The organism is Burkholderia sp. AW49-1 (genome assembly GCF_053427845.1).
In genome coordinates this window covers 103,595-127,505 of the sequence record NZ_JBSAXF010000002.1, presented here as the reverse complement: position 1 = coordinate 127,505, position 23,911 = coordinate 103,595, and the positions used below count along the sequence as shown (strand labels likewise).

Here is a 23,911-nt window from a genome sequence, read left to right as displayed (position 1 = left end):
CGACTGGCTAACGTTCCCCGTGAACAAGCGGCAACGTCCGACCTACCGCTATAGTGCCTCGATCAAGCTGGCCGTGCAGGCAGGCGAACTGTCTCAGGGCGTCGCCAAGCGTCGCATGGGCGCTGTGGTGCGCTTCTATCGCTGGCTCATGACCGAAGCGGGATTCAAGCCCGCGAACGCGCCGTGGGTCGAATCTGACCGTTTCATCGAGTTCAAGGACCAAAAGGGCTTCAGTAGCGCGATCGAGGTCAAGACCACCGACCTGTCGATCAGCGGTCGGCGCGCAGAAGACCCTTGGGACGATCACATTCAGGATGGCGGTCGCCTGCGCCCGCTCCCCTCTTGCGAGCAGTCGGTGCTGCTTGAATCGCTGGCCGCTCTCGGCAACACCGAGATGACGCTCGTTCATCTGTTCGCGCTGTTGACGGGCGCTCGCATCCAGACGGTACTGACCGTGCGCGCGAAACACGTAATGCGCAAGCCGGGCGGGTTTCAAGGCGACGACATCCGTCTCGCCTGCGGGCCGGGTACGGGCATCGACACGAAGGGGCACATCAAAGGCGTGTTGCATCTGCCGCGCGGTTTCTACGAGCAGCTGTACATTTACGTGAACAGCGATCGTGCACGCAAGCGTCGCCAACTGGCAGACGGCGGCGATCACTTCGACCAGCCACTCTTTCTGAGCCATCGCGGTGCGCCGCTCTACGAGGATCGCGAGTCGCGCGGCCCGGTCGGCATTGGCCCGCGGGTGCGACGCCACGTAAAGACCGGGCAAGCCGTGCGCCAGTTCATCAAGGACGAACTGTTGCCCATGATGCGTGCGCAGCTCGGCAAACCCAGGTACGAGTTCCGCTTCCACGACCTGCGCGCGACTTTTGGGCTGAACATGGTCGACGCGATGACAGCGAATGAGACGAAGTACACGCGCGCGCTCGATCAGTTGCGGCAATTGATGTGGCACGCGCGACTGTCCACGACCGAGGGCTACCTCGGCTACCGCGAGAATCGCAAACTGTTCGACACGGTGCAGGACGGCTGGGGCACGCACCTATCGATGCTGGTCACGCGCGCCCTCGACACTGCGGAGGCAGCATGATCCGCAAGTACGAAGAGGTGCGCATGCCGATCGAGGAAGGCACGACGCTGCTGCACCCCGAGCGCGCGCTGCTCAAGTGGGAAGGCATCAGGAACCGTTCCGATATCGGGCAGATCTGCTACCTGAGGCGTGACACGTCGAACACGCAGCGCATGCCAGTTCGATCACGCAATACGACAGCTCGTTCGGCTTGGTGCTGCGGCGCGTTGACTTCCTGCTGGATGAACTGCGCCAGCGCGACGCCGTACTGGTCGATCAGATCGAGCAGGACGTTGATATTGAAGGGAATCTGGACGCTTTCTGGTCGGCCAAGCTCGATCAGCTTTACGAATTGGGAGTGGCATGAACAACACGCTGATCGCACCGATCGCTGAGCGCCCCGACTGGTATCGGGTCGAGGACGATACGGTCGTCACGCACGACAAGGCTGGGAACGCTGTTTCGCTATTTGCTGACGATGCCTGGAACATCCGTGCATATTCGATTGGACCACGCCGCACCAATATCTATTTCAGGGGACACTTGCCTGACGGCGCGAGCCGCGCCCTTTTAGATGCGACTACGCGTCAGTGGAAGCAGGTCATGTACTTTTTGATGCACGAAGTGACCGATACGGTACCGGCGTCCAGTACGCTTCAATCCAGTTCAACTTACCTGAAGGCATTCACGTTCTTTGCCGCCGAACGCCAGCTTACGCTCTACGAGGGGCTGTCCAACGTCGCCGTTGTTTTGGACTATGCGGCGCAAGCCGGGATGGAGATGAAGGCCCAACGCCTTCATTCGATTCTCGAGAAGCTTCACCGTCTGGGCATCGAGACCACAGGGCTGCGCGTGCCGCTGGCCCAACTGCATAGGCCTCTGCTGGAACGCTTCGCGCAACGCGCTGAAAGCGCACAATACCCTGTGATCCCGACGCGGATCTACCAGCACTTCCTGTCGACCTCCGAGCATGACCTCCGCGTCGCTGAGGGCGTCGCCGACGCTCTGTCAGCCTACCTCGCACGCGTGTACGCTGGCGACAATCCGGACGTTTCTGCGGTGCTGGTGACGGCTGCTGCGCACTTCGGGTGCAAGAACTCCTCGTACGTCGTATCGTCGCTCGTGGCGTCGATCAGCGCGGTGTGCCAGCTTGTCATCCTGTCGCTCACCGGCATGCGCGCGATGGAAGCGGAGAACCTGCCGTACGACTGCCTGAGGGAGACCCGTCTGAATGGCGTGACGCACTACACCATTGAGGGCGTCACGACCAAGCTGTCGGGCGGGCGTCCCAGGCGCGCATGCTGGGTAACCAGCCCACTTGCTGCTCGCGCCGTCAGGCTCGCGCAACGCCTGTCGGGCGCGGCGCATCGTGCTCACGGCGCGCAAGGCTACGCCGAATCGACAGACGGTTCGCACCTGCTGTTCTGTCGGATGAGTCTGCGCAACGGGTACGTGGCAAACCGGGCGGCAAGTACCGTACATAACGATGTCGAAGCCTTTCGCAAGCGTGTCTTCCCGACGATCATGATCGAGGACATCGCTGAACTGAAGCGTGTCGACATGCACCGCGCGTGGGAAGACGAGCAGAAGTACGCGGTCGGGCAGCAGTGGCCATTCACGCGTCATCAGCTTCGCCGCACGCTCGCGCTGTACGCGCACCGCAGCGGTCTCGTGACGCTGCCGACGCTCAAGCGCCAGTTGCAGCACATCACGCAGGAGATGAGCATGTACTACGCTCGTGGCTCGGCGTTCGCGAAGGGCTTCATCGACACCGACAAAACTCACTTCGCAAAGGAATGGGCCGAGACGCAGGGCCTGTCTGAGTACCTTGCGTACGCCCAGCAGGTGCTGTTCTCTGACGAACGGTTGTTCGGTGGGCACGCAGCATGGACGCAGAGCCGTGCCGTGCAGGCGTCGCCTGTGTCGGTCTACTCCCGCGAGCAGACGGTTAGGATGTTCGAGAACGGAGAGCTGGCGTACCGCGAGACGGTGCTGGGCGGCTGCGCCAGCGTCGAACAATGCAAATCAACGCCGCTCGACTGGATGCGTCTGGATTGCCTTGAATCGAACTGCCGTAACCTCGTGGTCGTGCCGTCGAAGCTTCAGCGGGTGATCAACGCGCAGCGAGCTACGGTCGAGAAGCTGCGCGCTATCGATGAGGCGAGCGTCGAATACCGTATCGAGGCGCAGACACTGCAACGACTGCTTGATGCGCAAGAGAAACTGATCAACCCGGAGGCTGCATGAGTGACGCCATGACCGACTACTATGCTGCCCTTGAGCGGCTGAAGAAGCGCAAGAATGCACGTATCAACAACGACACCGTGGCGATCGAGGCGGGCCGCAAGAAGGGCTGCATCAAGAAGTCGCGCCCGCAGTTCGCCAAGCTGATCGAAGCGATCGATGCAGCCAACGCAGTGGCCGAGCGCCCGAAGCTCGAACTGACCGACCATCTGAACCGCGCGAAGAGCGACGCGAAGGATCTGCGGGCACAGCTTGACGAGTCGCTGGCCCGTGAGCTTGCACTGCTGCAGCAGGTGTTCAACCTGCGCAAAGAACTGGCCGCACTGCGTGGTGGTAGCGTCCTGCCCTTGCAGCCGCGCTAGATCGGGTCGGGCGTCCTCGCGACGGGTCAAGGGCGGGCGAGGCCCGGCGTAGCCAACCTTCAACGCGCAACGGTTTGACATGCTCTAGCATGGTCGTAAGCTCGGCTTTATCGGGCTTACGACCATGCGAAACTTGCGGCGAAAGATGGACGCTCTGAAGATCGCTCTGTCCACTTTCTCTGCCAATCAAATGGACACCCCGCAGACCGCCGATTCCATTATTTTCAAGGGTCCGGCTGATGTCCATCATTCTTCTCTTGCGCGTAGCCAGGGCACCAGCAGCTAAGGGACACCCAACGGATGATTGTAGCTACCTGCTGATCGGCCGCAGTCTGGACGCCAACCCGCTACCGATCCCCGCCAATCTGTTCATTCGGCCAGCACCGACGAACGACAATCGCGAATGCTAGGGGTACTCGAAACTAATTTCGGCGACGAGCAGCCAGTCGTGACCGTGCCGTATTCGAGCCTGCGACGCTCGCCGCTCAACGCGCACACACATCCCCTATCTGGCATTCCCAGCCTTGCCGTCAATATCCGTGCGAAGGGCCTGCTGCAAAACCTCGTTGTTCACGAAATGAAAGGGGCGCGCGGCAAGCAATGCCGGTATGGTGTCTGCGCAGGCGAGCGCCGCGAAGCCGCGCTCCACCTGCTTTTCGAGCAGAAGCATATCGCCGCCGACTATCCGGTGCCCGTGCGGATCGTCAGCGAAGGCAAAGCCCTCGCGATTTCATTGATCGAGAACAGCGAGCGTGAAGGGCTCGCCCCGTTCGACGTGCTCCACTCGTACCGAATGCTGGCCGAAGAACTCGACATGACTCGATATTGGACGCCGACCCGCGCCTCGTATTTCGACCACGTCAGCAAGGCGCGGATCGTGGACGTAGCCATGCAGGGCAGTTTCTCCCAAGATTGCCCTTGACTTCAGCAAGATGAAAAAGGGCGATGCCGCTGCCGCTGCCGAACTGCGGCTGGCAAAAGCCGCATGGCTCCCGGAAATCCTCACCGATCGGGAAATGCCCCCAATCCGTGCCCTCGGCGTGATGAACGACTTGGACGATGAGGCTGACGAGGATGAAGCGGAAAACCCGAAGGTGGCCAGTGCAAACGAAGCCAACGCGCAGGCAGCTAGCACTGCAGCTGACACTGCGCCGGCGAACGAACACCACCCGGCGTGGCCCTTCCCAACCTCCGCCAGCATAGCGAATGCCGAAGCCATGCAACACACCGCGTGATCGTCCACTGCCCGCCTGTGCTCGCACGCAAGCGGGGAGTACCGTCTATCGAGCGTGTTCGCCCACCCAAAATGCAGCAGCGACCAGCATCACAAATAGACCAGCCGCGACGACCAATAGGCGGCTCAGCGCCCGAATCAAACGCCGTTCAGTCACTTCGATACCCGTCTGCACCCGTTTCACGGCTTCCGCTATCGCCCGCTCAAACAGGCTCGCCGCCTCGTCCATCCGCTCCCGCTGGTCCCGCGCCGCCACCGCCGCTGCACCGACAAGGCGGTTACCGGCAATCTTCGCGACCCGGTTGGCCATCCCATTCGCGAGCGCGGCTATCGATCCCTCATTGAGCGCCGCAAGCGCAACCTGATACCTCGCTTCGTGTTCCCGGATCATGCCCTCGGCCAACTGGATCGTCGCCTTGCAGCGCGCGAGCGCGTCGCGATGCTGGCGCATCAAGGCATCGGTCGCCTCCTCGGCTTCCCGACGCACTGCCTCGAAGCTGCCATCCCCGGCCTTGCGGATACGGTCGGGCATTGCCTCGTAAAGCCGAGCGTAATATTCGAGCACGACGATCATCGACCACAACGCGTCGTTGTCCCGCAAGCTCAACGCACCGGAAACCCGCCGTATCCGCAGTAGGCTGGTATCGTCGGGCAACTCACCCGTGACCTCGAGAAATAGGCGGGCGAGCGCATCAGGCGACCTCGCCCGCCTGTTACGCATGAGCCGTCACCTTGGCGAACATCGTGCTGCACACCACGCGCCAGCGCAGCAGTTCCGCCCGCTCACCCATATGCATCGTTTCCGCCGCCTTGCGTACCGACAAGCGCTGGCTACGCAGTTCGTCAGCGACGCGATCCGCAAGATCGGGAAAATCCAGCGACTGGCCTTGTGCCTCGACGGCCTTGCGCAATTGCGAGTCCCGATACAGGGTGAATTTTTCCGGTGGCCCGAAATAGCCGTTGCGCACGACATGCGTGACCGCATTCGGGAACGTCGCACCGAACTTCAGAAGCAATTCGAGGCTATCGCGCTGCCGGTTGATGACCCACAACACGACGAGACGCCGGGCCAGCTCATCGAGCGTGCTGGCGAGCGTCCCGCCGTACTGCGCGACACCCGTCTGGCTTCGCGCTGCTGTGTTGACGACAACGGTCGCGTCCCGGTGCATATCGCAAAAATTGACGAAGTCGATCCAGCCGCTGGCGTCGTCCAGATCACATGACCCGCATTCGATTTCGTCGTGGAGCGCTTTCATGACATCGGGATTGGACGTGTCCGTCTCCACCAGCACGACATTGACATCCATCCATCGGAGGTAATCGACCAGCGCCAGCGTCACGAAGCTCTTGCCAACACCGCCCTTGCCGCCACCGACCATATAGATGGGAGGATTTTCCGTTGCCATGCGAGACCTCTACAAGTTCTCGGTATCCGGGCTGATCGGAAATCCGAGGAAGCCCTGTACCTGTTGCCCCAGCTTGGTTACCCCCTTGCCCTCCTTCTGCTGCAGTCCAGTGCGTTGCGGGTTATCGCGTGGAGCATCGGCTCGCGCTGACTTCCTGCCCCGAGCAGGCGCCGTCACCTGCTCTCGTGCCGCGTCCCGTCTGCCCGGTCGAATTCTTCCCTTTCCATCCGCGCGGCGCATCGCATATCTCAGGGAATTGAGATTCACGTCGATGCCTTCCTGCGCGGCCTGTTCTATTAGTTCATGCAACGTATATCCCTTCTCCCGCGCCGCCACGATCTGTGTCCGTATGGATTCGACACCATCTCCCACCTTGACTGATTGCTCATCTTTCGCTTTTTCCGGCAGCGCATCCAGCCTGCGTCCAAGTGCTTCCCACTGCCCTCGCGTGAAACTCCTGGCAATCGACATGACTCACTCCGACGCACGACCTTCACTGCATCTTGCGCACGCGTTTACGCGCCGTCAACACCCGTTTCATGCAGTTTTCGATGAGGACGGAATACATCGGAATGCAGAGGAATATGGCGGAACAAAAAATATTTTTTCTGCCCTCACCCGATGTTTCCCCGATTCACACGGAATTTCGCCCGCGTTCTCATTCGCGCACACGGGCGCGAAGCGCAGTGAACATCGTGTCCTTGTCGGTTCACACTGAAGGACAACCGGAACGCGTTCGATGTCACTAACGCGCGAACACGATACTCACCCGTCTTGCCCTGCCATTGCTACGCCGGTGCCATGCACGTGCGTCCGCTCTGCGCACACCTTGACAGCCATGCGACTGCGGATCGCACACGAGTATCGCCTAAACAACACGGTGCGATGCGTCGAGCGCACTCTCCACTCAACGCGCGCTGACATCAACTCTCCACGTCTCGACATCCGATGCGCTCGGGACCAATCGGCCAAGCACCGACCACGCGTCTTTTTGCTCGACGTCGTTAAACGCCCAACGCACTGCGATTACGCGGATGCGAATTCCTGTTGCACAGGGCTTGCACATCGCGCGCACGGAAGTCACGCTCGATACCGAAAACAACATGAAAATCGAGGTATGGCAGGATAGGCTTGCGCCGGGTTTGGGCGCCATTGCGCTACACCGTGAAACGATAGTCACTTTGAGCAGATGCCATTGTTCTTGCCGTTCGCGCCGTGCCAAGCACACCGAAATTGCGCTCACCGCGAGCATCACCCTGGAATATTCCAGAGAACGAGATTATTGCGTTTAGCCAATGGACATCTATATTGGAAGAGATGGCGGTCGACACATCACCTTTCACTGCGCCCCTCACGTCGACCAAGGAGGCCCTCCACCGGGTCGATCTCCGGAGGGAAGTTCCGTGGCATTTCTTAAACTTTCGATCGTATTCGGCACAATCATCGTTATTGCAAAGAGCGTTCAGCTCTTTAGCCACCATGTTCGACGCCAGTATGGCTACCGCTTTTTCACGGTGCGTGGCTTTTGGCTCGCTGCGATCGGCATCAATCTGATGTGGTGGGGATTTTTCGGATGGGGAACCGCACTGCTGCGGCACGAACCGACGTGGAGCGGCCTCGTACTCATGGCAATGGGGCTTGCGGTAGTGCTCCGGTTAATCTACGAAAACGTTCGGGGTACGGGTGCGACATACGGTTTCTGCGGATCAGCGCTGCAGTTGATCCTGTTTTTCCCGGTGGCGCTCTACGGCATCCCGCTTCTCGCGATCGCGTTTCTGTTTCTGCTCTTTGCGACCTTCAAGGCCGGACCGGCATGGTTCGCCGACCATGACTAAATAGGGCGCCTCAGGAGAGCAGTGCCGATGCACCAGACGAGCAATGTTCTCGCAACCGGTCCAATCGCCGTCGAAACAGGCTCAACGGATCATCGCCTGGCTCCACAACGCCAGACGAGCACGGCCCCGGTTGAGCGAAAGACGCCATGCAACTGATCGTGTTCCGGATGTTCCTCTACTCGGGATCGGGTATCGCAGCACGGTGGCTGCCATCCCATGCACCAGACATCAACGCTCCACATCCCGAGTCGCCTCGTCGGACCGATCCAAGTCCGGCCCCGGTCCGGTCGGCTGCTCACGCCCAGTAGCCGGATTGTGCCCAACCACTGGACGCTCTCGTTGCACCGGCATGGACCCCACGAAGTATGCCACTTCAACGGCCATCAAGTGATCCTCGCGCACGCGCGATCTTGCCATCGCGTAGGCCATCTCCCGCCACGCGGTGAATACGCCGCCCTGCGCGACCCATCGTGCATCGCGTTGAGCATCAGTCAGCAGCGATTTCCAGTACCTCGGCGTTTCGCCGCGTGCGACCATATGAATGACGGCCTGCTTCGGATAGCGTTGCGTTATGCCGCGCGCACGCCGCGGCGTCGCATTCGCCTCGATGCCATACTCCCGCAGTTCCTGCGCAAAGCGCTCGCGCCATCGCTGCAGATCCTTGTGCCGCGGATTCAGGCGGCGCCCATCAGCGCCACGTACCTGGACGCTCAGATGAACATGCGGATGCGCTTCGTCGTCGTGCGCGGCGAAAACATACGCACGCCCGTCGCCGAACTCACGCGCCGCGAAATCGCGCGCCGCATCGCGCACGGCTTTTCGATCCGTTCCGGGCGGCATCGACAGCAGGATATTGAATGTTTCACGCCGCGTACTGGTCTCGGGGATGCCCCAGCCGCCGAGTTGCCAGGTCTTCACGAGATCGCCCAGCGCATCCTTGCCTTCAATACGGTTGCCGTTCTGATCCTCCAGCTCGATCCTGCCGTTACGGGAGATATAGCGCAAATGTCGACGCACGGCTCCCATGCCTTGCGCACTCGCCGCCTTGTTGGTGATCTTGACCATGACCTCCGGGGTACGCCCGAGCATGCGGGCGACCCGAGCGCGCACGAGAGCAGCGGCATTGCGAATATCCACATGCGAGAGCCGCGCTGCACGCGCATGTCGTAGCGGCTCCTGAAACAGGCGGTCACCCCAGTTCACGAGCATCGCATCGATGTAGATTTTCGGGTAAGGCATGTCAGCGGCTCCATCGATCGAGGTTCGCGCGAATGACGGCAGCCGTCGTACGCAAGTGCGCGTCAACGCGCCTGCGCAAGTCCACCCATTCAGACCGCAAATCGCGATTCACCGGCTCTGCCGAGTCGGCCCGCGCGAGTTGCCCCAACACGCGAGCGATCTCGGCAAGGTTGTGGTTTGATACGCACAGGGCGTGCAATTCGAGTTCGCCCAACTGCGGCTCTCGGGTCAATTGCGCACGAATCAGCGACACGATCCAGCGATTGCCGTGCTGTCCCATTGCCGTCGCGCGCCGTTCGACCGCACTCCGTTCTGCAACGGTCAGCCGGATTTCGATACGCGTGCGCGGCTCCCCGACGACCGGTCGAGGTAAGCCAAACAAGGTCGCGCCAGTGTCCCCGGCCGCATCGTCGCAGATCGCAGTTGCAACCAACTGGCGCACGCCTTCACCTGCGGTCAAACCCCGGCGAGCACACCAGTCGTCCCAGCGCGACCGGATGGGCCCGAGTTCGACGCATAGACGCCCGCGACCGACCACGATTCACCTCAGCGCGCTGGTGATGGCGGGGACGGTTCACCTGGCGTACGTTCGATCTCGCGGGTTCGCGTGCGTCCGGAAGTCTGCTGCTTGTAGCGATTCCGGTCCGATGGTGCGTTCGGGTCGAATATCTTCGGCGTCGGTACCGGAATGCCCTCGCGCTGGAAGGCTACCAACATGCGCTCCGCGCGCTTTTGCACACGAGCAACGGAACGCTGGCTGAAACCCTGCTCGCGCATGGCTGCCGTCAGCACGGCCAGATGCAACGCCCGTTCATTGTCTGAATGGCGCGCGTCGTGATTGTCGTGCAGCTCTGGCACCCCGATTGGGGCGACGTGTGAATCAGTAGGTCGTGCTTCGTCGCCCGTCAGGTCGTCTGGTTGCCGCGCGACGGAAAATTCACGCCCCCGCTGCATGACCTCCGCCTGCCAAATGTTGCGGTAAACGTCTTTCTCGTCTTCGCCAATCACTTGTCCTTCGTCATTCAAAATGGGCGCTCGAACCGTCACGACGCGTTTGCCGAGATTCTCGAGCATCACCTGCTGTCCGATTTGCGCATTCGCTTCACGCACCGCGCGCTCGAGATCGACACCCCACACCACCTGATCGACGCCAGTTTCGTCGCGAAACACGACGTAATACGAGTCGCTGCGCGCCGGATTGTGCTGGTATGGCGCGCCACCGTGCTCACGCAGTTCCCCGACATAGCGCCGTGGGCCATCGACCTCGTCGTTTGCAGCGCTCTGGGTTCCTTCGGGCATAACCGATTCAGATATGGACGGACGGCGTGGTGCAGATGAAGGAAGTTGGTTGACGGCCAGGCTTGCATCGACCGGAGGCGCAGATGAAGCCACCGCTCGTGCATCCGCGCGACCCGGCGCGCTTGCGGCAGCAGGCGCCCCGACTTGCGCTGCCACCTCGATACGCTTGTCCAACCTCGCCAGGCGTGCATCCGCCAGACGCGCCAGATCAGCCGCTTTGGGCTCGTAGCCGCTCACCTCGATACCGAGCAGCGTGCCTTGCAGCCATGCCTCGCCACGAAACAGCTCGTGCCCTGACACTCGAATGCGACGCCACGACTTCACATGCGCCATGTCGATTATCGATTCGACCACGTCCGGTCGGTTATGCTCGGTGACAATGCAGGGCCCCAGGTCTTCGAACGCAAGCTGATACGGCGCGTCCTTCAGGAAATACCGATTGCCCGCGCGTAGATAACGCTTGCGTACGCGTTCGGGCGGTTGATCGAGCGGCACACTTGCGCGATCTGCCTCGGCTGGCATCCCACGCGGTGGTTGAGCCTCGGCCCGCCGCGACGTGGTGGCATCTTCGTGGACTACCTTCTCCCGCACTCTCGCCAGGGCCGCGTCGAACTCCTGTCGGCGCCGAGCCGATACGGCCTCTTTCGCGGCCGATTCCAACCTGTCCCGACGCGCATCCGATGCAGCCAGGCTGCCACTGTCGTGCGCCCAATCCGGTTCGATCCTGTTGATAACCGGATCGACTTGGTCTGCGGAACTCTTCTGGGCCATGTCACCCCCTCGCATTTTCAGGATTCGCGTCGCACGTGCTCGCTATGTTGGTGTACCTTATCGGTCGGGCGTCGAGCCAGTTTCGCGAGATACCTCCTGTTCCCGCGGCTTTTCAAGCGCGGCGGCCCGCGCTTCCCGGATGCGTGCCCAGGATCTCGCCTGCAGCTGATCGAGCATCCCCTCCAGATTGGGGCTGTAATTCAGCTCGCGGGCGGATTTCTTCAGCGAACCGACCATGCGGTCGAGCAGATCGCGGGCCCGGTCCCACGGATAGACCTTCGCCTGACTACCGTCGTAACCCACCTGTAGCTCGGCCCCATTTAACCGCGCGTGTTCATCCATCCATTTCAACCGTTCGGACACGAACGTCAGCTGATCCTTGCGGTGGAACACGACACTACGCGTCGCGACCTCCTGGAGCAGATAGTGTTCCGTGTTGCATACCTCGCCGCGATAGAGCCCACCGTTCTCACGCGGCGTGGCCATCTTGAGCGGCGAACCGAACCGGTGCTCAGCCAACGCCCTGACCTCGTTCGGAACGTCGCTCAGCTCGAACAGCGGCTCGCCGACCGGGGGTCGTGACGACGCAAACCTCGGGGGATCGGCAACTGACGGGGCTCCAGCCAGCGATCCAGCAGAGGAAGGATCCGCGGGTGGTGGTGCCGAACCAGACATACCGCCCGTTGCCGACACATCCGGCGCGGCCTGTTTCGATGCACGACGCTTCGCGGACCGCCGACGCGACGTCCCTTCGTCGTCGACTAACGGCCGTTCCTTGACGTTGCCCATTTTGTCACCCTCCTCATGCTGGTCGCCCCCAAACACGGTCACACCGGATACGGTGGCGATATCCGCTTGACCATGCGTCTTCTCAACGGAACAGACCATGGCACGCAGGTATTCGCCAACGACATCAAAGCCCGACAACACCACCATGTCGCTGAAGTCGTTCGGCACGTTGCCCTCGATGCGCGCGTCCGGCACAAACTTCGGCCAGACCACCCGCGCCTGCGCTGCTTGCGCGGCCTGTCGCGCCTGCGTCTCGCCACGACCCAGCTCACCCAGCACGATCAGGTCCGCGTCGGGAAATTTTTCTCGCAAGTTTTGCGCCACCAGCCTCAGATTCCCGCTCGACAACGCCGCCACTGCGAACCAGTCCGTCGCACGTGAAGCGGACAATGCCGTCGCCATACCCTCTGCGATCAGAATCTGCGACGATTCGTGTCCGAGAACGAGCGTCGGCGCCGTCATCCAGTAGCCACCCTTCTTCACACCACCGGCCAGCGACGATTTCCGCCCGTGTTCGTCGATCAGCTCCAATGTGGAGATCGGTCCGTTCCAGACAGGCACGATCAACACGCGTCCCGCGAGCGACTCCTCCTCGCAAGCCGGTGTATAGCCGAGCAACGCACGTAGTTCCAACGCATCGAGCTCGCGCAGCGTGTCGGGCGGCACAAGGCGCTTGCGCACAAGATAGGGATGCTCCGGGCCGACCGGCCTCGCCCACGCCCAGATTGACGCCGCCTCGCGAGCGACTGCTGCATGACGTGCCTCCAGCAGTTCCTGCTGCCTTGCGCGTTGCGCCAGCACCTCGGGAGACGCCGCGAGTACCGCAACCATGCGATCGGGATAATGCGCTTGCTTCAGGTCAAAGCCATACTGGCGTGCCTGCCAGAACAACGTGGCAAGCGTCTTGCCGCCCGATGCGCTGACCGAGCGCCACGTGGTCCGAGCCGCGCGCTCGTTATAGTTGGCGGCCGTCCGGCTCCACGCATCCCAAATTTCAAAGCCCTCTTCGCCGAAGCCGTGCTTGAGCGCGAACGCCATATCGACCCAGGTCTCGTAGTCGTTAGCCGGAATCACCGCAAGCGCAGCACGCGCACGGTCTGCATCATGCACTTCTGATGTCGTCATTGCCGGACTCCCATACTGAGCGGGCCGCTCGCGGCTGCACGCCGCGCCGACTCAACAAAATCGAGTTCAGCCACCTCCAGATCGGCCACGCTCAGGTGACGTCTTGCCTGGACAACCTTGCTGGCCGGCACGCCCAGCAACGCGAAATGCCGGTCCACGTAAGCCACGGCGTCCTCCTCACTGATGTCGGCCAGGTTCGGCGGCAGGTCACGCGGATCCCACATCTGCAATACTTCCAGGTATTCGGGCGGCAAACTGATGAGCCCCACACCGTCCGGATCGATCTCATCGGGATGCAGCTCGCGCAATCGGCGCTCGACAACCGCATTGAAATGGGCCATGTTCAGAGCCGGCACTGCCGGCGCAGTCAGGACGCGCGATGCAAACTCGGGATCGCGCCAGTAGCAGATCTTCTCGGCCAGGATCGGCTTGGTGTTTTCGAGCAAGATGATTTCCTTGTCATGCCCCAGTTCTTTCAGTTCCTGAGGCAACAGCAACGGGCGGCGCTGTTCGGAAATGCTTTCGCTCGCGCCACCGCGGCCAAGGAGCGCATTGGGGCGGCTCACACTGCGCGACTGGTCGGTGAACGTGCCGAGCATTTCCGAATAGTCGTTTGCATCCTTCTGCTCGCGCGGCGCATAGATAATCTGCATCGCGTGGTTCGTAATGAACGTGCGCGCGTCAGCTCGTCCGTACACCGATTCGAGTTGCGCGATCGACTGCACGATCGACAGCAAGCGCAGGTTGTAGCCCGCCATATATGCGACCGCGCGCGCAATGATCTGGATCTTCCCGATCGAGGTCATCTCGTCGAGCAGCAAAAGACACTGAAATTGCAGCGACGCATCGGCTTCAGGCAGTTGTTTCGTATTCAGGTTGACGAGCTGCGAAAACACGAGATTGACGAGCAAAGCCGCTTCGGACAGATGGTCGGGCGTGATGCCGATATACACCGACATGCGGCGACGGCGCACGTCGCGCAAATCGAAATCGTTCGCGCTGGTCGCCGCGTCGACGAGCGGATTGGCCCAGATCGTGAGTGGCGCATTGAACGTCGCCAGCACGCTTGCCAGTACCTTGTCGTCGTTGGACAGAAAACGATTCAACGCATCGACGCATTGCCCCGAGAGCAGCCCACGGTGCCGGACCAGCGCACGTTGCAAGTAGGCCTTGACCGGCATGCCGTTGCCCGACGATTGCCGCAGCACTTCCCCCATCGTGACGGGAAAGTCAGAGATCGACGCGCCCTTGCCGGCTCGGCGCGCGTCGCGCCACTCGCAGAGCAGGAGCACAATGCCGAGGAACAGATTTCTTGCCTGATCCTTCCAGAAGTCGTCGTGGCCACCAGCGGGATACAGCGCATAACCGATCGCGAGGATGTCACCCACCCGGAACACGCCGGTGGAGATCGCCGACAGCGGGTTGTAGCGATGCGTGCGGCCGTCCTCGGCAAACGGGTTGAACAGGTACACATCCTGCCCATGTGCTCGGCGAAAGCCTGCCGTGGCTGCATAGTTTTCCTGCTTGATGTCGAGCGCCACCACCGAATCGGGAAAAGTGAGCAAATTCGGGATCACCACACCGACGCCTTTGCCCGAGCGTGCCGGCGCCGCGAGCAGCACGAACTGCTGGCCCGCAAACCGCAGGTAGCGACCACGCCAGACACCCACGACTATCGCCGGTGGAGCATTCAGGAGGGAGCGCGTCGTCATAGCAGGCCCGCCCGGCGAATTTCCGACTCGCTCGCAAAGCGCGCGCTGCCATAGAGACGACGTCGGCTCGCACCCGTCCATAGCGCATGCAAAGCCAATCCCGGACCGCCAAAGGACAGGAGCCCGCCCAGGAGCGCTGCCCCCGCCAACTTTCGACCGATGTTCGGCATCGTCCCATCCCGCCAGGCCAACGTCGCATCGAGCCAGCCCCACATTCCTGCATGCAGCGGATTGATCCGCAGACTGGCATACAGGATGAATGACGCGCCCCAAAGTGACGCGGCGAGCCCGCCCACCAGGCAAACCAACACCGCCACCGTCACGGCTGCCGTCCTGATATGCTGAACGAAAGGCGATGACATATGGTCCATTGCCGCGCCTACACGAAGGCGGTGCGCGCTTTGCGCACCGGATCGAACCAGACTTCGGTCATGCCCCAACGCCTGCCGGTTTGCTCGCCTGCTGCATCGAATATCGGGCGTGATTGCATGTGCGCGACGACATCGACGGTCAGGAACAGCAACCTCTTGAGTGCGGCATCGTCCCAGGCGACAGCCTCCGGGTGTTCCTTCGCCATCAGCGCGAAGCGCTCGATTGCGACGGCCGCATTGGGTGCGTGATAACTCGTGATCGAACCCGCATGCCCGGTTGTCAGGAGTTTCAGGAAGTCGTAGGCTTCGGCGCCGCGCAGCTCGGCCAGCAGCACACGGTCCGGGCGCATACGCATCGCGCTCGCAATCAGATCCGCGGGCGTCACGCGTGCGTGTCCATGCCCACCCTTGCTGTACTGCAAATGCACGCGGTTCTCGATATGCCGGATGAACAACTCGCGAACGTCCTCGATCGTCACGATTCGCTCGGTGGCCGGGATCGAACGGCACAAGGTCTTCATGAAACTGGTCTTGCCAGACCCTGTATTGCCGACCACCGCAATGTTGAGCCGGCCCCTGACGGCGTGGTCGAAGAAGGCGCACCAGTCATGCTCCTCCAGGCACCGGACGAGCCTGCGGTCTTCAGCTCGCAATGCGCACAGCGCTGAATCGAGTCTCTCCTGCCGGTGCCATACCGTTTCGTCGAACAACCCTTCGTCCCGACACGCATCGAGCGTCCTTTCGTCCGAGGACGGACGACGGATCGTGACCGACACCGTGCGCTGCGGCACGACCGGTGGTACCACAATCTGAATACGCGCGTCGTCCGGCAGCAGCGCCGACAGCACCGGATACTGGGACGATATTTCCTGGTGGGTCAGCGTGGCCACTGCCACGGCGAACGACATCAGCCGGTCGAAGTCAAGATCCTGGCAATCGTGGCCGTGCCAGCCGAGCGAGTCCTCGGTCAAGGCACGCTGCGGCCGATTGATCACCAGTTCGGTCACCTCGGGATCGTCAAGCAGCCGCGCAAAAGGTCGCATCAGCTCGCGAACCGATGCATCATCAGGCAACCGAGCCAGCACGGGGTCGCGAGAGATATGCGGCAAGTGCTCGTGCAGCGTCATCGTATACCCTCCGGCTGCAGGGCATATACCGATCCAAAGTCCAGATCGCGTGCAATCACGATCGTGAACTCCGTACCCTGGTTCTGGGTGAGCGTCGGCGCAATATTGATCGTGCTGTCAAGCACGCGCGTGGCCATGTCGTTGCCCTGCTGTTGCGTGCTCTCGAACACCACCGAACCGTTGGTATTGCCACCGCGTGTGGACAGATATCCGATCGCATCCTGAACTGAGCCGAGCAGCATCGCCGCGCCCAAGCGCTGGCCCCAGTGGTTATCCACATCGCCGTCGATACCCATGCGGCCGAGCGCATCGGCCGCCGGCGAGTCGATTTCAACCGTGACGCCGTAGGGCGTCTTGACACGCGCCGACAATACGAACACCCGCTTCTGTCCCGGGGACAGATTCGAGCGATACTGGCTATTGATCTGCGAACCCCGTTCGATCAGCACGACGCTGCCATCGTCGGAATACACGTTCTTGGTCACCGTACAGGTCGAAATGCCTGCCTCGGTCGAGTCGAATGCGGTGTCACCCACGCAGTCGATCTTGGCGCCCTGGGCGAGCACCAGACTCCGATTGCCGAGTGTCCCGGCCTGTACACGCGGCGTTGTGCTCGACATCAGCGCCTGAGCGAGGGCGCCGCCAGCCAGCCCCGATCCTTGAGCCAGCGTCCCTGTGACACTCGTTACACTGGCTGCAAGCGAAGCAGCCGCGCCCGCCACCCCGCCCGGCTCCATCGCGCCGGGCTCCGCACCCACCGAGCCCTGTCCACCGCCCATCGCAAGCAACGGTGCATCGTAGTAGCTGCGCGGCGCCGCAGCGCGCACCGTACGCGCAGGGGCAGGCGCACCCGACGTGGACGCCGGAGGAGCTGCAATCGGGCTTGCGGGCACCAGCGCCGAAGCTGCGCTCCCCGACGACGCAGGCGGATCCTTGAACAAGCGCCCTTGAGACGATGTGCCAGCCACCGCATCGCGTCGCGCCTTCGCTTCGGCATCGTGCCGCGCGAGGAAACCGTGCACGGTCCACACTGCGCCGATGCCGACGACCAACGCGATCCCGACGGGCGTGAGCCACCAGGCGCGCGGACGCGCACTGCGGTAATGCCCCAGTTCCGGCATACCACGATCCGCAGAAATGCTTGACGTCTGCTCGTTCTGGTCGTGTCCGGACGGCGAGCCAGCGGCGGCGTCGGGCTCGATCGCATTGCGCGGTGTATCGTCATTCATCGCGATGGCTCCGCAGCACACGCTTCACGCCATTGACCGTCGTGCCATCGTGGGGCGGTACGCCGTCTATGTCGTAAGCGTCGTTCCAGATTCCAACCACCTCTCCTGCCAGCCGCAACACGAAACGCTTCGCCACCTCGTGCACGACGATCGTGTCGCCGTCAACGTGCTTGTCGACGACGCTCTGCGTGCCATCGTCAGCCACCCGAAAGATCGCCGGCATGCGACGGTTGTTCGGAATGCGCAAGTAGGTAAAGCGTCCGTCGTCCCATGCCGCGGTCGGCGCGATGTCTTCGGCGTTCGGCATGACCTGCATCGAATATCGTGCATTACGCACGGCTGCCGGTTGCGCGAGGCGCTTCGCGACCCGCTCGACATCCACCTTCCCCTGCGTCTGCATCTCCAGCTCGTCCGGATAGGTGAAAGTCACGCGATACATCACGCGGCGGTTGCCGAACTTCGACTTCAGCGGGAGCACCACCAGATCAAAGCTGTAGCTGTGCCGGTCGGTGCGAATTTCGAGATTCGAGTCGTGCGCGGCGAGCTGCGGCTTCAGGTACACGTCGTGATCGCCCTTGTTTGCCACCACCTGCCAGCCGTCCCGGTCTCCTGGCGCGACGACCTGAATATGCTCGTGTGGGCCGAGCGCGATGTGCGTCGCAAAGCCGCGCTGGGCCTCGACGCGCACCACGTCGTCGGCCCGATAGCTCACCTGGCGAACGCGTGAGTCATCATTCCATCCGGGCAGATCAACCCCCTGTACCCCCCCTGCGAACAGCAGGCTCGCCAGCGCGGTGGTCAAAGTCAGTGTCCTCATGACGCGGCTCCTGCCGCGGACGCCAGCGGCGTATATTCCGCATCCCGGCTGTAGGCGCTGACCTTGAAACCGAACGGGTTGGCGATCGCGACACTTTCACGTGTGAACACGGGCGGGCGGTAGATATATGCCAACGTGATCACGAAACGCTGCGTGGGCTCGGCGTGAGCTTCGCCGTTCTTGAACGACGTGCGCTCGACATGCACGACCGCATGCCCCGGTTCGTCTGGTGGCAGCGTGATGGAGAGAATCCGGACGCGCCGCTCGATACCTGGCCCCAACTGCCGGTCCAGCGCGTCGGCACCGCTGTAAATGGCGCGATAATCGCGAGCGACGACGTCATCGCTCATCGCGAGCACGCTGTCGTAGTCCATCTGCAGCAGTCCCCAGTCGTAGCGCTCGCGGGCGCGCACATAGCTCTCGACCCAGTGCTTATCCTGAATTTCCTTCGTATGCACGTGGCGCGCGTCGAGCACGTCGATCACTTGCGCTTCGCCCGTCAATCGATCGACCTCGATCGGCAAGGGTACGACGCGATAAAACGGCACCATTACCGCAAGCGCAGTGGCACAAAGCACCGCGACACCGACCGCCGCGTACGCGACATACCACGCACGCCGCTCGGAGCACTCCTGCAGATCAGTCAGCGAGGCCTCGATGTCGAGCACGCGGCCATAATCGTGCGAGGCGCTCATGGGCGGGCTCCACCATCCGGCGAAACCGGCTGGCTCGGCGCGGTGGGCACCGTCGTTGGCTTGTCCGGCACGGGCGGCACGCGGTTGATCGGCACGCGATGCAAACCGTCCGGCAATGCTGGTTTCGGCGGCCCGCTGCTGCAGGCGGTCAAACTCCAGGCGAGGCATCCGGCCAACATCAGCGCGCTCAGCGTAGACATGGTGTCCCCTCAGTTTCCGAATGACACCGGCACCATTCGGTCCTGCGGCCGATTGGTCTTGCCCGCCCGGCTCAGCACCAGTTCGCTCTGCTGCTCGGCCACGAGCTTGTCTTCCGTCTCGGCCAGCATTCGGAAGAGCTGCAGCTTCGTCATCTCGTTGCCGACCACTGTCGATTCCGTCTGAATGCGCGCCTGCAACTCGGCCACGCCCTTCGGGTCCTGCGTCGCATCGATCTGTTGCGCCAGGCGCTGGATCTGGTTCAGCTCCTGCAGTTCGGTCTGGTATGCCTGCAGGCCGAATGCCTTGTCCTGGTAGGGCTTGTTGAGTGCGCGCTGGCACAGTTGCTGATCGACACCGGTCTGGTCCTCGCAGTTGTAGATCCGTCTGGCCGAGCGCAATGCCTGCGCGCTGCCGGTCAGCCCCGCGTAGCCACCGTTCTGGATTGCCGTGTAGACGCTCTGCCAGTTCGACGGCAGCGAACTGGCGACGACCGGATTGCTCAGCAGCGTACCGAAGCCGCGCGTACCGACCGTTGACTGATAGATCTGGATTTCCTGCTGCACCTGCTGCTTGAGTTGACCGACAGTGGCTATGGCCTGCACCACGCTCTGCGCGTCATAGACCGGGATCCCTTGCGCGTGAGCGCCGGCGTACCACGCCGCCCACACACATGCGGCACGCATCCATCCGTTTCGTCCGTTCATGATCGCCCCCTCCCTTTCAACCGCGCTGCTGGCCCAGATTCGCACGCGCAACGCGCTGGTAAGCCGGCGCTGCACCGCCACCCTGTCCGTCATCCGATCCCCCACTGGATCGGCCACGGGATCCACCACCCGAACCGGTCCGGTCGCGAATCTCACCTCCGGAGCGTGGTCCTGGTCCGCGACGGCTAAACGCGCGTCCAATCGCCGTGACAAGGCTTCGTGATGCCACGCCGGCAGCAAACGCCCCAAAACCCGACAGGGTTGCGCCACCAGACAAGCCAGCCGCGACCGACGGCAATTGCCAGCCAACCATCGCGAGGAACACGCCGGTCGCAAACATGCCAATCGCGGCAGCTGCCGGAGCGGTATCGTCAAGGGCGGTGGAAATGGCCTGCATCAGGGCCGACGAATCGGCGCCGGGTGCGCCATTTGTCGCATGGAGCGATGTAAGATCAGCCGAAAATGCCGTGAGCGCCATGCCAAGGAAAGCCGCGACGAGAACCTGCAGCAACGCGTAATTGGCGAGCTTCGCAGTCCACGCTTCGAAAAACCGCGCGGTCGGCGCAAACGCCGCGCACGTGATAAAGATCGGGCCGAGTCCGAGCACGAGTTCGAGCAGCATCCTCGCCATCACGACCTCGAAGGCCAGGACGATCAAAAAGATCGAGCCGCCGAGCGCGGCAATCAGGCCGCACAGGAAATCCCCCATCGCGGCGGCCAGACCGCTCGGGCCGATTCCCTCGTGCGTCGCCTTGTTGAAGTAGGCGTCCATCACGAGGTCGATTTGCTGGTCGTAGCAGTCGAGCGTCTCGTAGATGCTGGTCGCACCGGCCTGTCCCGTCACGCCACCAGCGTTGACCGAGCCGCATCCCGAATTGCCCCCGCCGGTCGTGTTCGCCGTATTCTGGATGGTCTGGGCCAGCCCCGCCGTCGCCCCGTTGACCACGCCGACGACGTGCTGCTGGTAGATCCCGGCGCTCAGCGCGAACGCCAGCGTGATCGCCACTTTCAACCCTCGCCAGGCAAAGGCCGGCACCGCCTCGTGGGCCTCGCCGCGCACCACCGCGAGACCATAGGCCAGCACCCAGATCGTGACGGCAGTGGTCGCAACGGGCACGAGTGCCCCGGACAGCGCCGACGACACATTGGTCACGTAGCTCGACATACCGTTTTCGAGGGTGCCGCCCACGGCGGTAAAGAGGCCGCTCATCGCGCACCTCCTGCAGCGGGCCCAGGGGACGGGCGCGCGCCGACTTGCGCTGCACGGCGCTTCGCGAGCGCGTCATGGAATACCGGTAGCCAATCCTGCGGGGCGTTGCCAAGCTGAGCGCGGATCGTGTCGAGCAGCTCCACGTTGTCAGTCGTGCCGGAGAGCACATCAAGCACATCCCCGAGCCCGGCGAGATCGAGCCGGCCGATCGCCGAGCGATGGCCCTGCTTGACGAGAAACAGGCGACTGCTCTCACCCAGGTTGCGCACGATATTGAATTCAGCTTCGGTCAGCTTGAAGCCGTGCACATAATCGTCGTAGTCGGCACGCGGATTCGGCAGGAAGAAAAATGTCGCACTCTGCTCGATCAGCGCACGCGCGATGTCGCTGCCCAGCACATCGGCCGGCGACTGGGTGTCGAAAATCCCCAGCCCGTTCTGTTTGCGGATCGTCTTCTGCTTGTTTTTCGCAAAATCTGCAAAGACCGGATCGCTGAGCCGCTTCCAGAATTCGGTCATCACGTAGATGAAGCGGCGGCCGTCAATCAGGCTCTCGGTCCGATGCAACAGGTACATCGTGACGGGTGTCGACACTTCGGTGTCGTCCAGCAGTTCGGTATCGTCAAAACCAAACAGGCTCGCCTGCGCCAGATCGATGCGATCGGTCGGATTGTCGAGCACCCAGCCCAGACGCCCACCCGCACACCATTTCGCCAGTCGCGCATGAAGGCTGTTTTCGCCGACGTTCGGCAACAGCTGCCGGACCATCGACAGGCGGCGCAGCGGCTCATCCATCCGCGCGACTTCGCGCACGGCACGCGAGATATCGAGCTCGTCCTTCGCGGACAACGGCGCACCGACATCGACAAGCTTGCGGACAAGACGCTCCCAGAAATCGATCACTGCCTCATCCGGCGCCATTTGGAACGGGTTCAGTCCGGTTGGCTTGCCGCGGCGGAATACGGTATAGATCCCGCCCATTGCTCGAATCGCGATCTCCGTGCCGCGATCCTTGTCAAACAGCACCACCGTGACGCCGAACTTGGTCGCCATCGCGAGCAGAAACAGCTCGAGCACCGTCTTGCCGGCCCCGGCCCGACCGATGATCTGGGTGTTCGCGAGCGCCTTCTCGTCGAGCGAATCCTGCTTGTCCGGTGTCGCGTGGAAGTTCAGATAGAGCGGCTGGCCGCTGGGTGTCTTGACGATCGTGATCGCCTCGCCCCACGGGTTGCCGTCGCGCTTGCCCGTCGCGAAGTTGTGCAGGCTCGACAGGCCACAAAAATTGCGCGACGTGAGCTTCGCCTCGCGCGGACGGTAGCGCCAGTTGGCAGGCAGTTGCGCGAACCACGCTGCGTCAGCGACGAGATCGATCAGCGCCGTCTGGAAGCCGGCATCGGCCAGTTGCGTACGCGCCTTGGCGACGCTTCGGGACAGCTCGCCCAGGGTGTCGCCGAGCACCGCCAATGAATAGTGATACTCGCCGAGAACGAAACTGCCGTTGATGAGGTCATCAAGCGCGCGGTCGAGCGCTTCAACCTGGGACACGGCGGCATCCTCGCCGGCGATGAGCTGATTGCGCTGGCGCTCGAGCACCTCCTTCGCCGTGGGTTTGTCCAGGATCGTGAAGCTCTGCGTTTCGACGTACTCGAAGTCCTCGTATAGCAGACCATTGAGCATGCCCGGTTCGGTTTCTTCCGGATAATCCTTGAGGTCGAGCATCGCCGCGAAGCGCGTTCTCGTCGGCATGCGAATCTCGACTTTCTCGGCACCCACGAAGAGCCGCGAAGTCGGCAGCACCTCACGAATCGACCCGGCGGGCACGGGCTCACGCTCCCAGACCCCATTGACCAGATAGCCGAGCAGTTCCAGCGCTGACGAATAGCGGCGCGAAGTCTGCCCGACGGGGCTCGGCGGTCGATAAACACCAAGCCCAATCGGTTCGTACGGTTTGAGGCTGGATTCGACCTGCTCGGCAAGCTCTGCCATGACCTTCAGTGCGTCAAGCTGATCGCGTCGAATATCGTCGCGCGTGCGGCGTGCTGCACGGCTGACGACACGTCCCAGGCGAGTTCGATTTGGCCGGTAGACAACCGTCAGATACAACTCGTTGGCCATCATCCGGTAGCCCGCAAAGCTCGCGTAGTAGCGTGTCGCCAGTTCCTCGCAGAAGCGGTTGCTGTAGTGTGTCGAAAGCCCATCTGACACCCGCCGACGCAAACGATGCGTCCACAGCGCCACGTGGCCGCCCGCGAGCCCGCGTACGAATTGGTTGAACCCCTCATGTCGTGCGAGGATGTCGGCGGGATCGGCCGCCTCAAAGGCGATGCCGGCGAGCTTCCAGATCTGCAGGTAATCGCCTTCGCGCGTCTTGATTACGTGATCTGTCACATGCGTCGAGTACGGGATAAAGCCGGCAAGCGGTACTTCCCGGTTCGCGACCGACACGATTTTCGATCTGGCCGGCATG

23 protein-coding genes and 1 pseudogene are annotated in these 23,911 nt (G+C 62.3%); 7 read left to right on the top strand and 17 right to left on the bottom strand.

Annotated elements, in window-relative coordinates; translation table 11 throughout:
- Window positions 1-19: 19 nt before the first annotated feature.
- From ACV22W_RS05420 to ACV22W_RS05395, 6 genes and pseudogenes are all read left to right on the top strand, one after another.
- On the top strand, window positions 20-1,096 hold the full coding sequence (locus ACV22W_RS05420) for a site-specific integrase (protein ID WP_448018231.1): 1,077 nt from the start codon (window positions 20-22) through the stop codon (window positions 1,094-1,096).
- On the top strand, window positions 1,093-1,470 hold the full coding sequence (locus ACV22W_RS05415; protein WP_448018230.1) for a hypothetical protein: 378 nt from the start codon (window positions 1,093-1,095) through the stop codon (window positions 1,468-1,470). Before ACV22W_RS05420 ends, ACV22W_RS05415 begins: the two co-directional genes overlap by 4 nt.
- Window positions 1,439-3,322: an integrase gene (locus ACV22W_RS05410; RefSeq protein WP_448018229.1), complete on the top strand. Its 1,884-nt coding sequence runs from the start codon at window positions 1,439-1,441 to the stop codon at window positions 3,320-3,322. The genes ACV22W_RS05415 and ACV22W_RS05410 overlap by 32 nt, the downstream gene beginning before the upstream one ends.
- An 8-nt stretch (window positions 3,323-3,330) precedes the next feature.
- The gene (locus ACV22W_RS05405; RefSeq protein ID WP_448018228.1) at window positions 3,331-3,681 is read left to right on the top strand and encodes a hypothetical protein; all 351 of its coding nucleotides are present in this window, start codon (window positions 3,331-3,333) and stop codon (window positions 3,679-3,681) included.
- A 403-nt stretch (window positions 3,682-4,084) separates the two neighbouring features.
- Window positions 4,085-4,489, top strand: a pseudogene (locus tag ACV22W_RS05400) (ParB/Srx family N-terminal domain-containing protein); the annotation flags it as partial.
- A 124-nt stretch (window positions 4,490-4,613) separates the two neighbouring features.
- Window positions 4,614-4,916 (top strand): hypothetical protein, encoded by a 303-nt coding sequence (locus ACV22W_RS05395; protein WP_448018227.1) that lies wholly within the window; start codon window positions 4,614-4,616, stop codon window positions 4,914-4,916.
- A 45-nt stretch (window positions 4,917-4,961) separates the two neighbouring features.
- Here the strand turns inward: ACV22W_RS05395 and ACV22W_RS05390 are convergent, their stop codons facing one another.
- The 3 genes from ACV22W_RS05390 to ACV22W_RS05380 are packed head-to-tail and all read right to left on the bottom strand — an operon-like array spanning window position 4,962 to window position 6,792.
- The gene (locus tag ACV22W_RS05390) at window positions 4,962-5,636 is read right to left on the bottom strand and encodes a hypothetical protein (RefSeq protein ID WP_448018226.1); all 675 of its coding nucleotides are present in this window, start codon (window positions 5,634-5,636) and stop codon (window positions 4,962-4,964) included.
- Window positions 5,629-6,321 (bottom strand): nucleotide-binding protein, encoded by a 693-nt coding sequence (locus tag ACV22W_RS05385; RefSeq protein WP_448018225.1) that lies wholly within the window; start codon window positions 6,319-6,321, stop codon window positions 5,629-5,631. The genes ACV22W_RS05390 and ACV22W_RS05385 overlap by 8 nt, the downstream gene beginning before the upstream one ends.
- A gap of 9 nt (window positions 6,322-6,330) precedes the next feature.
- Entirely contained in the window at window positions 6,331-6,792 is a 462-nt protein-coding gene (locus ACV22W_RS05380; protein WP_448018224.1) for a hypothetical protein, read from the bottom strand.
- 932 nt (window positions 6,793-7,724) lie between these two features.
- Between ACV22W_RS05380 and ACV22W_RS05375 the strand changes: the two genes are divergently transcribed.
- Window positions 7,725-8,156 carry a hypothetical protein gene (locus tag ACV22W_RS05375; RefSeq protein ID WP_448018223.1) on the top strand — a complete coding sequence of 144 codons (432 nt, stop codon included), beginning with the start codon at window positions 7,725-7,727 and terminating at the stop codon, window positions 8,154-8,156.
- Window positions 8,157-8,384: 228 nt separating this feature from the next.
- Here ACV22W_RS05375 and ACV22W_RS05370 read toward each other — a convergent pair whose 3' ends face one another.
- The 14 genes from ACV22W_RS05370 to ACV22W_RS05305 are packed head-to-tail and all read right to left on the bottom strand — an operon-like array spanning window position 8,385 to window position 23,910.
- On the bottom strand, window positions 8,385-9,395 hold the full coding sequence (locus tag ACV22W_RS05370) for a relaxase/mobilization nuclease domain-containing protein (protein WP_448018222.1): 1,011 nt from the start codon (window positions 9,393-9,395) through the stop codon (window positions 8,385-8,387).
- A gap of 1 nt (window position 9,396) precedes the next feature.
- Window positions 9,397-9,933 (bottom strand): plasmid stabilization protein, encoded by a 537-nt coding sequence (locus ACV22W_RS05365; RefSeq protein WP_448018221.1) that lies wholly within the window; start codon window positions 9,931-9,933, stop codon window positions 9,397-9,399.
- A gap of 8 nt (window positions 9,934-9,941) precedes the next feature.
- Window positions 9,942-11,465: an LPD7 domain-containing protein gene (locus tag ACV22W_RS05360; RefSeq protein WP_448018220.1), complete on the bottom strand. Its 1,524-nt coding sequence runs from the start codon at window positions 11,463-11,465 to the stop codon at window positions 9,942-9,944.
- A 57-nt stretch (window positions 11,466-11,522) separates the two neighbouring features.
- Window positions 11,523-13,379, bottom strand: a complete 1,857-nt coding sequence (locus tag ACV22W_RS05355) for a PriCT-2 domain-containing protein (protein WP_448018219.1) — start codon at window positions 13,377-13,379, stop codon at window positions 11,523-11,525.
- Entirely contained in the window at window positions 13,376-15,091 is a 1,716-nt protein-coding gene (locus tag ACV22W_RS05350; RefSeq protein WP_448018218.1) for a type IV secretory system conjugative DNA transfer family protein, read from the bottom strand. Before ACV22W_RS05350 ends, ACV22W_RS05355 begins: the two co-directional genes overlap by 4 nt.
- Window positions 15,088-15,462, bottom strand: coding sequence for a hypothetical protein (locus ACV22W_RS05345; protein ID WP_448018217.1), 375 nt, complete (start codon window positions 15,460-15,462; stop codon window positions 15,088-15,090). Before ACV22W_RS05345 ends, ACV22W_RS05350 begins: the two co-directional genes overlap by 4 nt.
- Window positions 15,463-15,470: 8 nt before the next feature.
- Window positions 15,471-16,589 carry a P-type DNA transfer ATPase VirB11 gene (virB11, locus tag ACV22W_RS05340; protein ID WP_448018216.1) on the bottom strand — a complete coding sequence of 373 codons (1,119 nt, stop codon included), beginning with the start codon at window positions 16,587-16,589 and terminating at the stop codon, window positions 15,471-15,473.
- Complete coding sequence (gene virB10, locus ACV22W_RS05335) at window positions 16,586-17,818, bottom strand: type IV secretion system protein VirB10 (protein WP_448018215.1); 1,233 nt, start codon at window positions 17,816-17,818, stop codon at window positions 16,586-16,588. The genes virB11 and virB10 overlap by 4 nt, the downstream gene beginning before the upstream one ends.
- A complete protein-coding gene (locus ACV22W_RS05330; RefSeq protein WP_448018214.1) occupies window positions 17,811-18,635 on the bottom strand; it encodes a TrbG/VirB9 family P-type conjugative transfer protein in 825 nt (274 codons plus the stop codon). Before ACV22W_RS05330 ends, virB10 begins: the two co-directional genes overlap by 8 nt.
- Entirely contained in the window at window positions 18,632-19,330 is a 699-nt protein-coding gene (locus ACV22W_RS05325; protein WP_448018213.1) for a virB8 family protein, read from the bottom strand. The genes ACV22W_RS05330 and ACV22W_RS05325 overlap by 4 nt, the downstream gene beginning before the upstream one ends.
- Window positions 19,327-19,530 carry a hypothetical protein gene (locus ACV22W_RS05320; RefSeq protein ID WP_448018212.1) on the bottom strand — a complete coding sequence of 68 codons (204 nt, stop codon included), beginning with the start codon at window positions 19,528-19,530 and terminating at the stop codon, window positions 19,327-19,329. The genes ACV22W_RS05325 and ACV22W_RS05320 overlap by 4 nt, the downstream gene beginning before the upstream one ends.
- Window positions 19,531-19,539: 9 nt before the next feature.
- Window positions 19,540-20,214, bottom strand: a complete 675-nt coding sequence (gene virB5, locus ACV22W_RS05315; RefSeq protein ID WP_448018211.1) for a P-type DNA transfer protein VirB5 — start codon at window positions 20,212-20,214, stop codon at window positions 19,540-19,542.
- Window positions 20,215-20,251: 37 nt separating this feature from the next.
- Window positions 20,252-21,445: a type IV secretion system protein gene (locus ACV22W_RS05310; protein ID WP_448018210.1), complete on the bottom strand. Its 1,194-nt coding sequence runs from the start codon at window positions 21,443-21,445 to the stop codon at window positions 20,252-20,254.
- A complete protein-coding gene (locus ACV22W_RS05305) occupies window positions 21,442-23,910 on the bottom strand; it encodes a VirB4 family type IV secretion/conjugal transfer ATPase (RefSeq protein ID WP_448018209.1) in 2,469 nt (822 codons plus the stop codon). The genes ACV22W_RS05310 and ACV22W_RS05305 overlap by 4 nt, the downstream gene beginning before the upstream one ends.
- Window position 23,911: the final 1 nt, after the last annotated feature.

Bases quoted from the DNA above. Each gene is read 5' to 3' on its own strand.
- ACV22W_RS05415 (WP_448018230.1), top strand. From the start codon at position 1,093: ATGATCCGCAAGTACGAAGAGGTGCGCATGCCGATCGAGGAAGGCACG.
- ACV22W_RS05410 (WP_448018229.1), top strand. From the start codon at position 1,439: ATGAACAACACGCTGATCGCACCGATCGCTGAGCGCCCCGACTGGTAT.
- ACV22W_RS05405 (WP_448018228.1), top strand. From the start codon at position 3,331: ATGACCGACTACTATGCTGCCCTTGAGCGGCTGAAGAAGCGCAAGAAT.
- ACV22W_RS05395 (WP_448018227.1), top strand. From the start codon at position 4,614: ATGAAAAAGGGCGATGCCGCTGCCGCTGCCGAACTGCGGCTGGCAAAA.
- ACV22W_RS05390 (WP_448018226.1), bottom strand. From the start codon at position 5,636: ATGCGTAACAGGCGGGCGAGGTCGCCTGATGCGCTCGCCCGCCTATTT.
- ACV22W_RS05385 (WP_448018225.1), bottom strand. From the start codon at position 6,321: ATGGCAACGGAAAATCCTCCCATCTATATGGTCGGTGGCGGCAAGGGC.
- ACV22W_RS05380 (WP_448018224.1), bottom strand. From the start codon at position 6,792: ATGTCGATTGCCAGGAGTTTCACGCGAGGGCAGTGGGAAGCACTTGGA.
- ACV22W_RS05370 (WP_448018222.1), bottom strand. From the start codon at position 9,395: ATGCCTTACCCGAAAATCTACATCGATGCGATGCTCGTGAACTGGGGT.
- ACV22W_RS05360 (WP_448018220.1), bottom strand. From the start codon at position 11,465: ATGGCCCAGAAGAGTTCCGCAGACCAAGTCGATCCGGTTATCAACAGG.
- ACV22W_RS05355 (WP_448018219.1), bottom strand. From the start codon at position 13,379: ATGACGACATCAGAAGTGCATGATGCAGACCGTGCGCGTGCTGCGCTT.
- ACV22W_RS05350 (WP_448018218.1), bottom strand. From the start codon at position 15,091: ATGACGACGCGCTCCCTCCTGAATGCTCCACCGGCGATAGTCGTGGGT.
- ACV22W_RS05345 (WP_448018217.1), bottom strand. From the start codon at position 15,462: ATGGACCATATGTCATCGCCTTTCGTTCAGCATATCAGGACGGCAGCC.
- virB11 (WP_448018216.1), bottom strand. From the start codon at position 16,589: ATGACGCTGCACGAGCACTTGCCGCATATCTCTCGCGACCCCGTGCTG.
- virB10 (WP_448018215.1), bottom strand. From the start codon at position 17,818: ATGAATGACGATACACCGCGCAATGCGATCGAGCCCGACGCCGCCGCT.
- ACV22W_RS05330 (WP_448018214.1), bottom strand. From the start codon at position 18,635: ATGAGGACACTGACTTTGACCACCGCGCTGGCGAGCCTGCTGTTCGCA.
- ACV22W_RS05325 (WP_448018213.1), bottom strand. From the start codon at position 19,330: ATGAGCGCCTCGCACGATTATGGCCGCGTGCTCGACATCGAGGCCTCG.
- ACV22W_RS05320 (WP_448018212.1), bottom strand. From the start codon at position 19,530: ATGTCTACGCTGAGCGCGCTGATGTTGGCCGGATGCCTCGCCTGGAGT.
- virB5 (WP_448018211.1), bottom strand. From the start codon at position 20,214: ATGCGTGCCGCATGTGTGTGGGCGGCGTGGTACGCCGGCGCTCACGCG.
- ACV22W_RS05310 (WP_448018210.1), bottom strand. From the start codon at position 21,445: ATGAGCGGCCTCTTTACCGCCGTGGGCGGCACCCTCGAAAACGGTATG.
- ACV22W_RS05305 (WP_448018209.1), bottom strand. From the start codon at position 23,910: ATGCCGGCCAGATCGAAAATCGTGTCGGTCGCGAACCGGGAAGTACCG.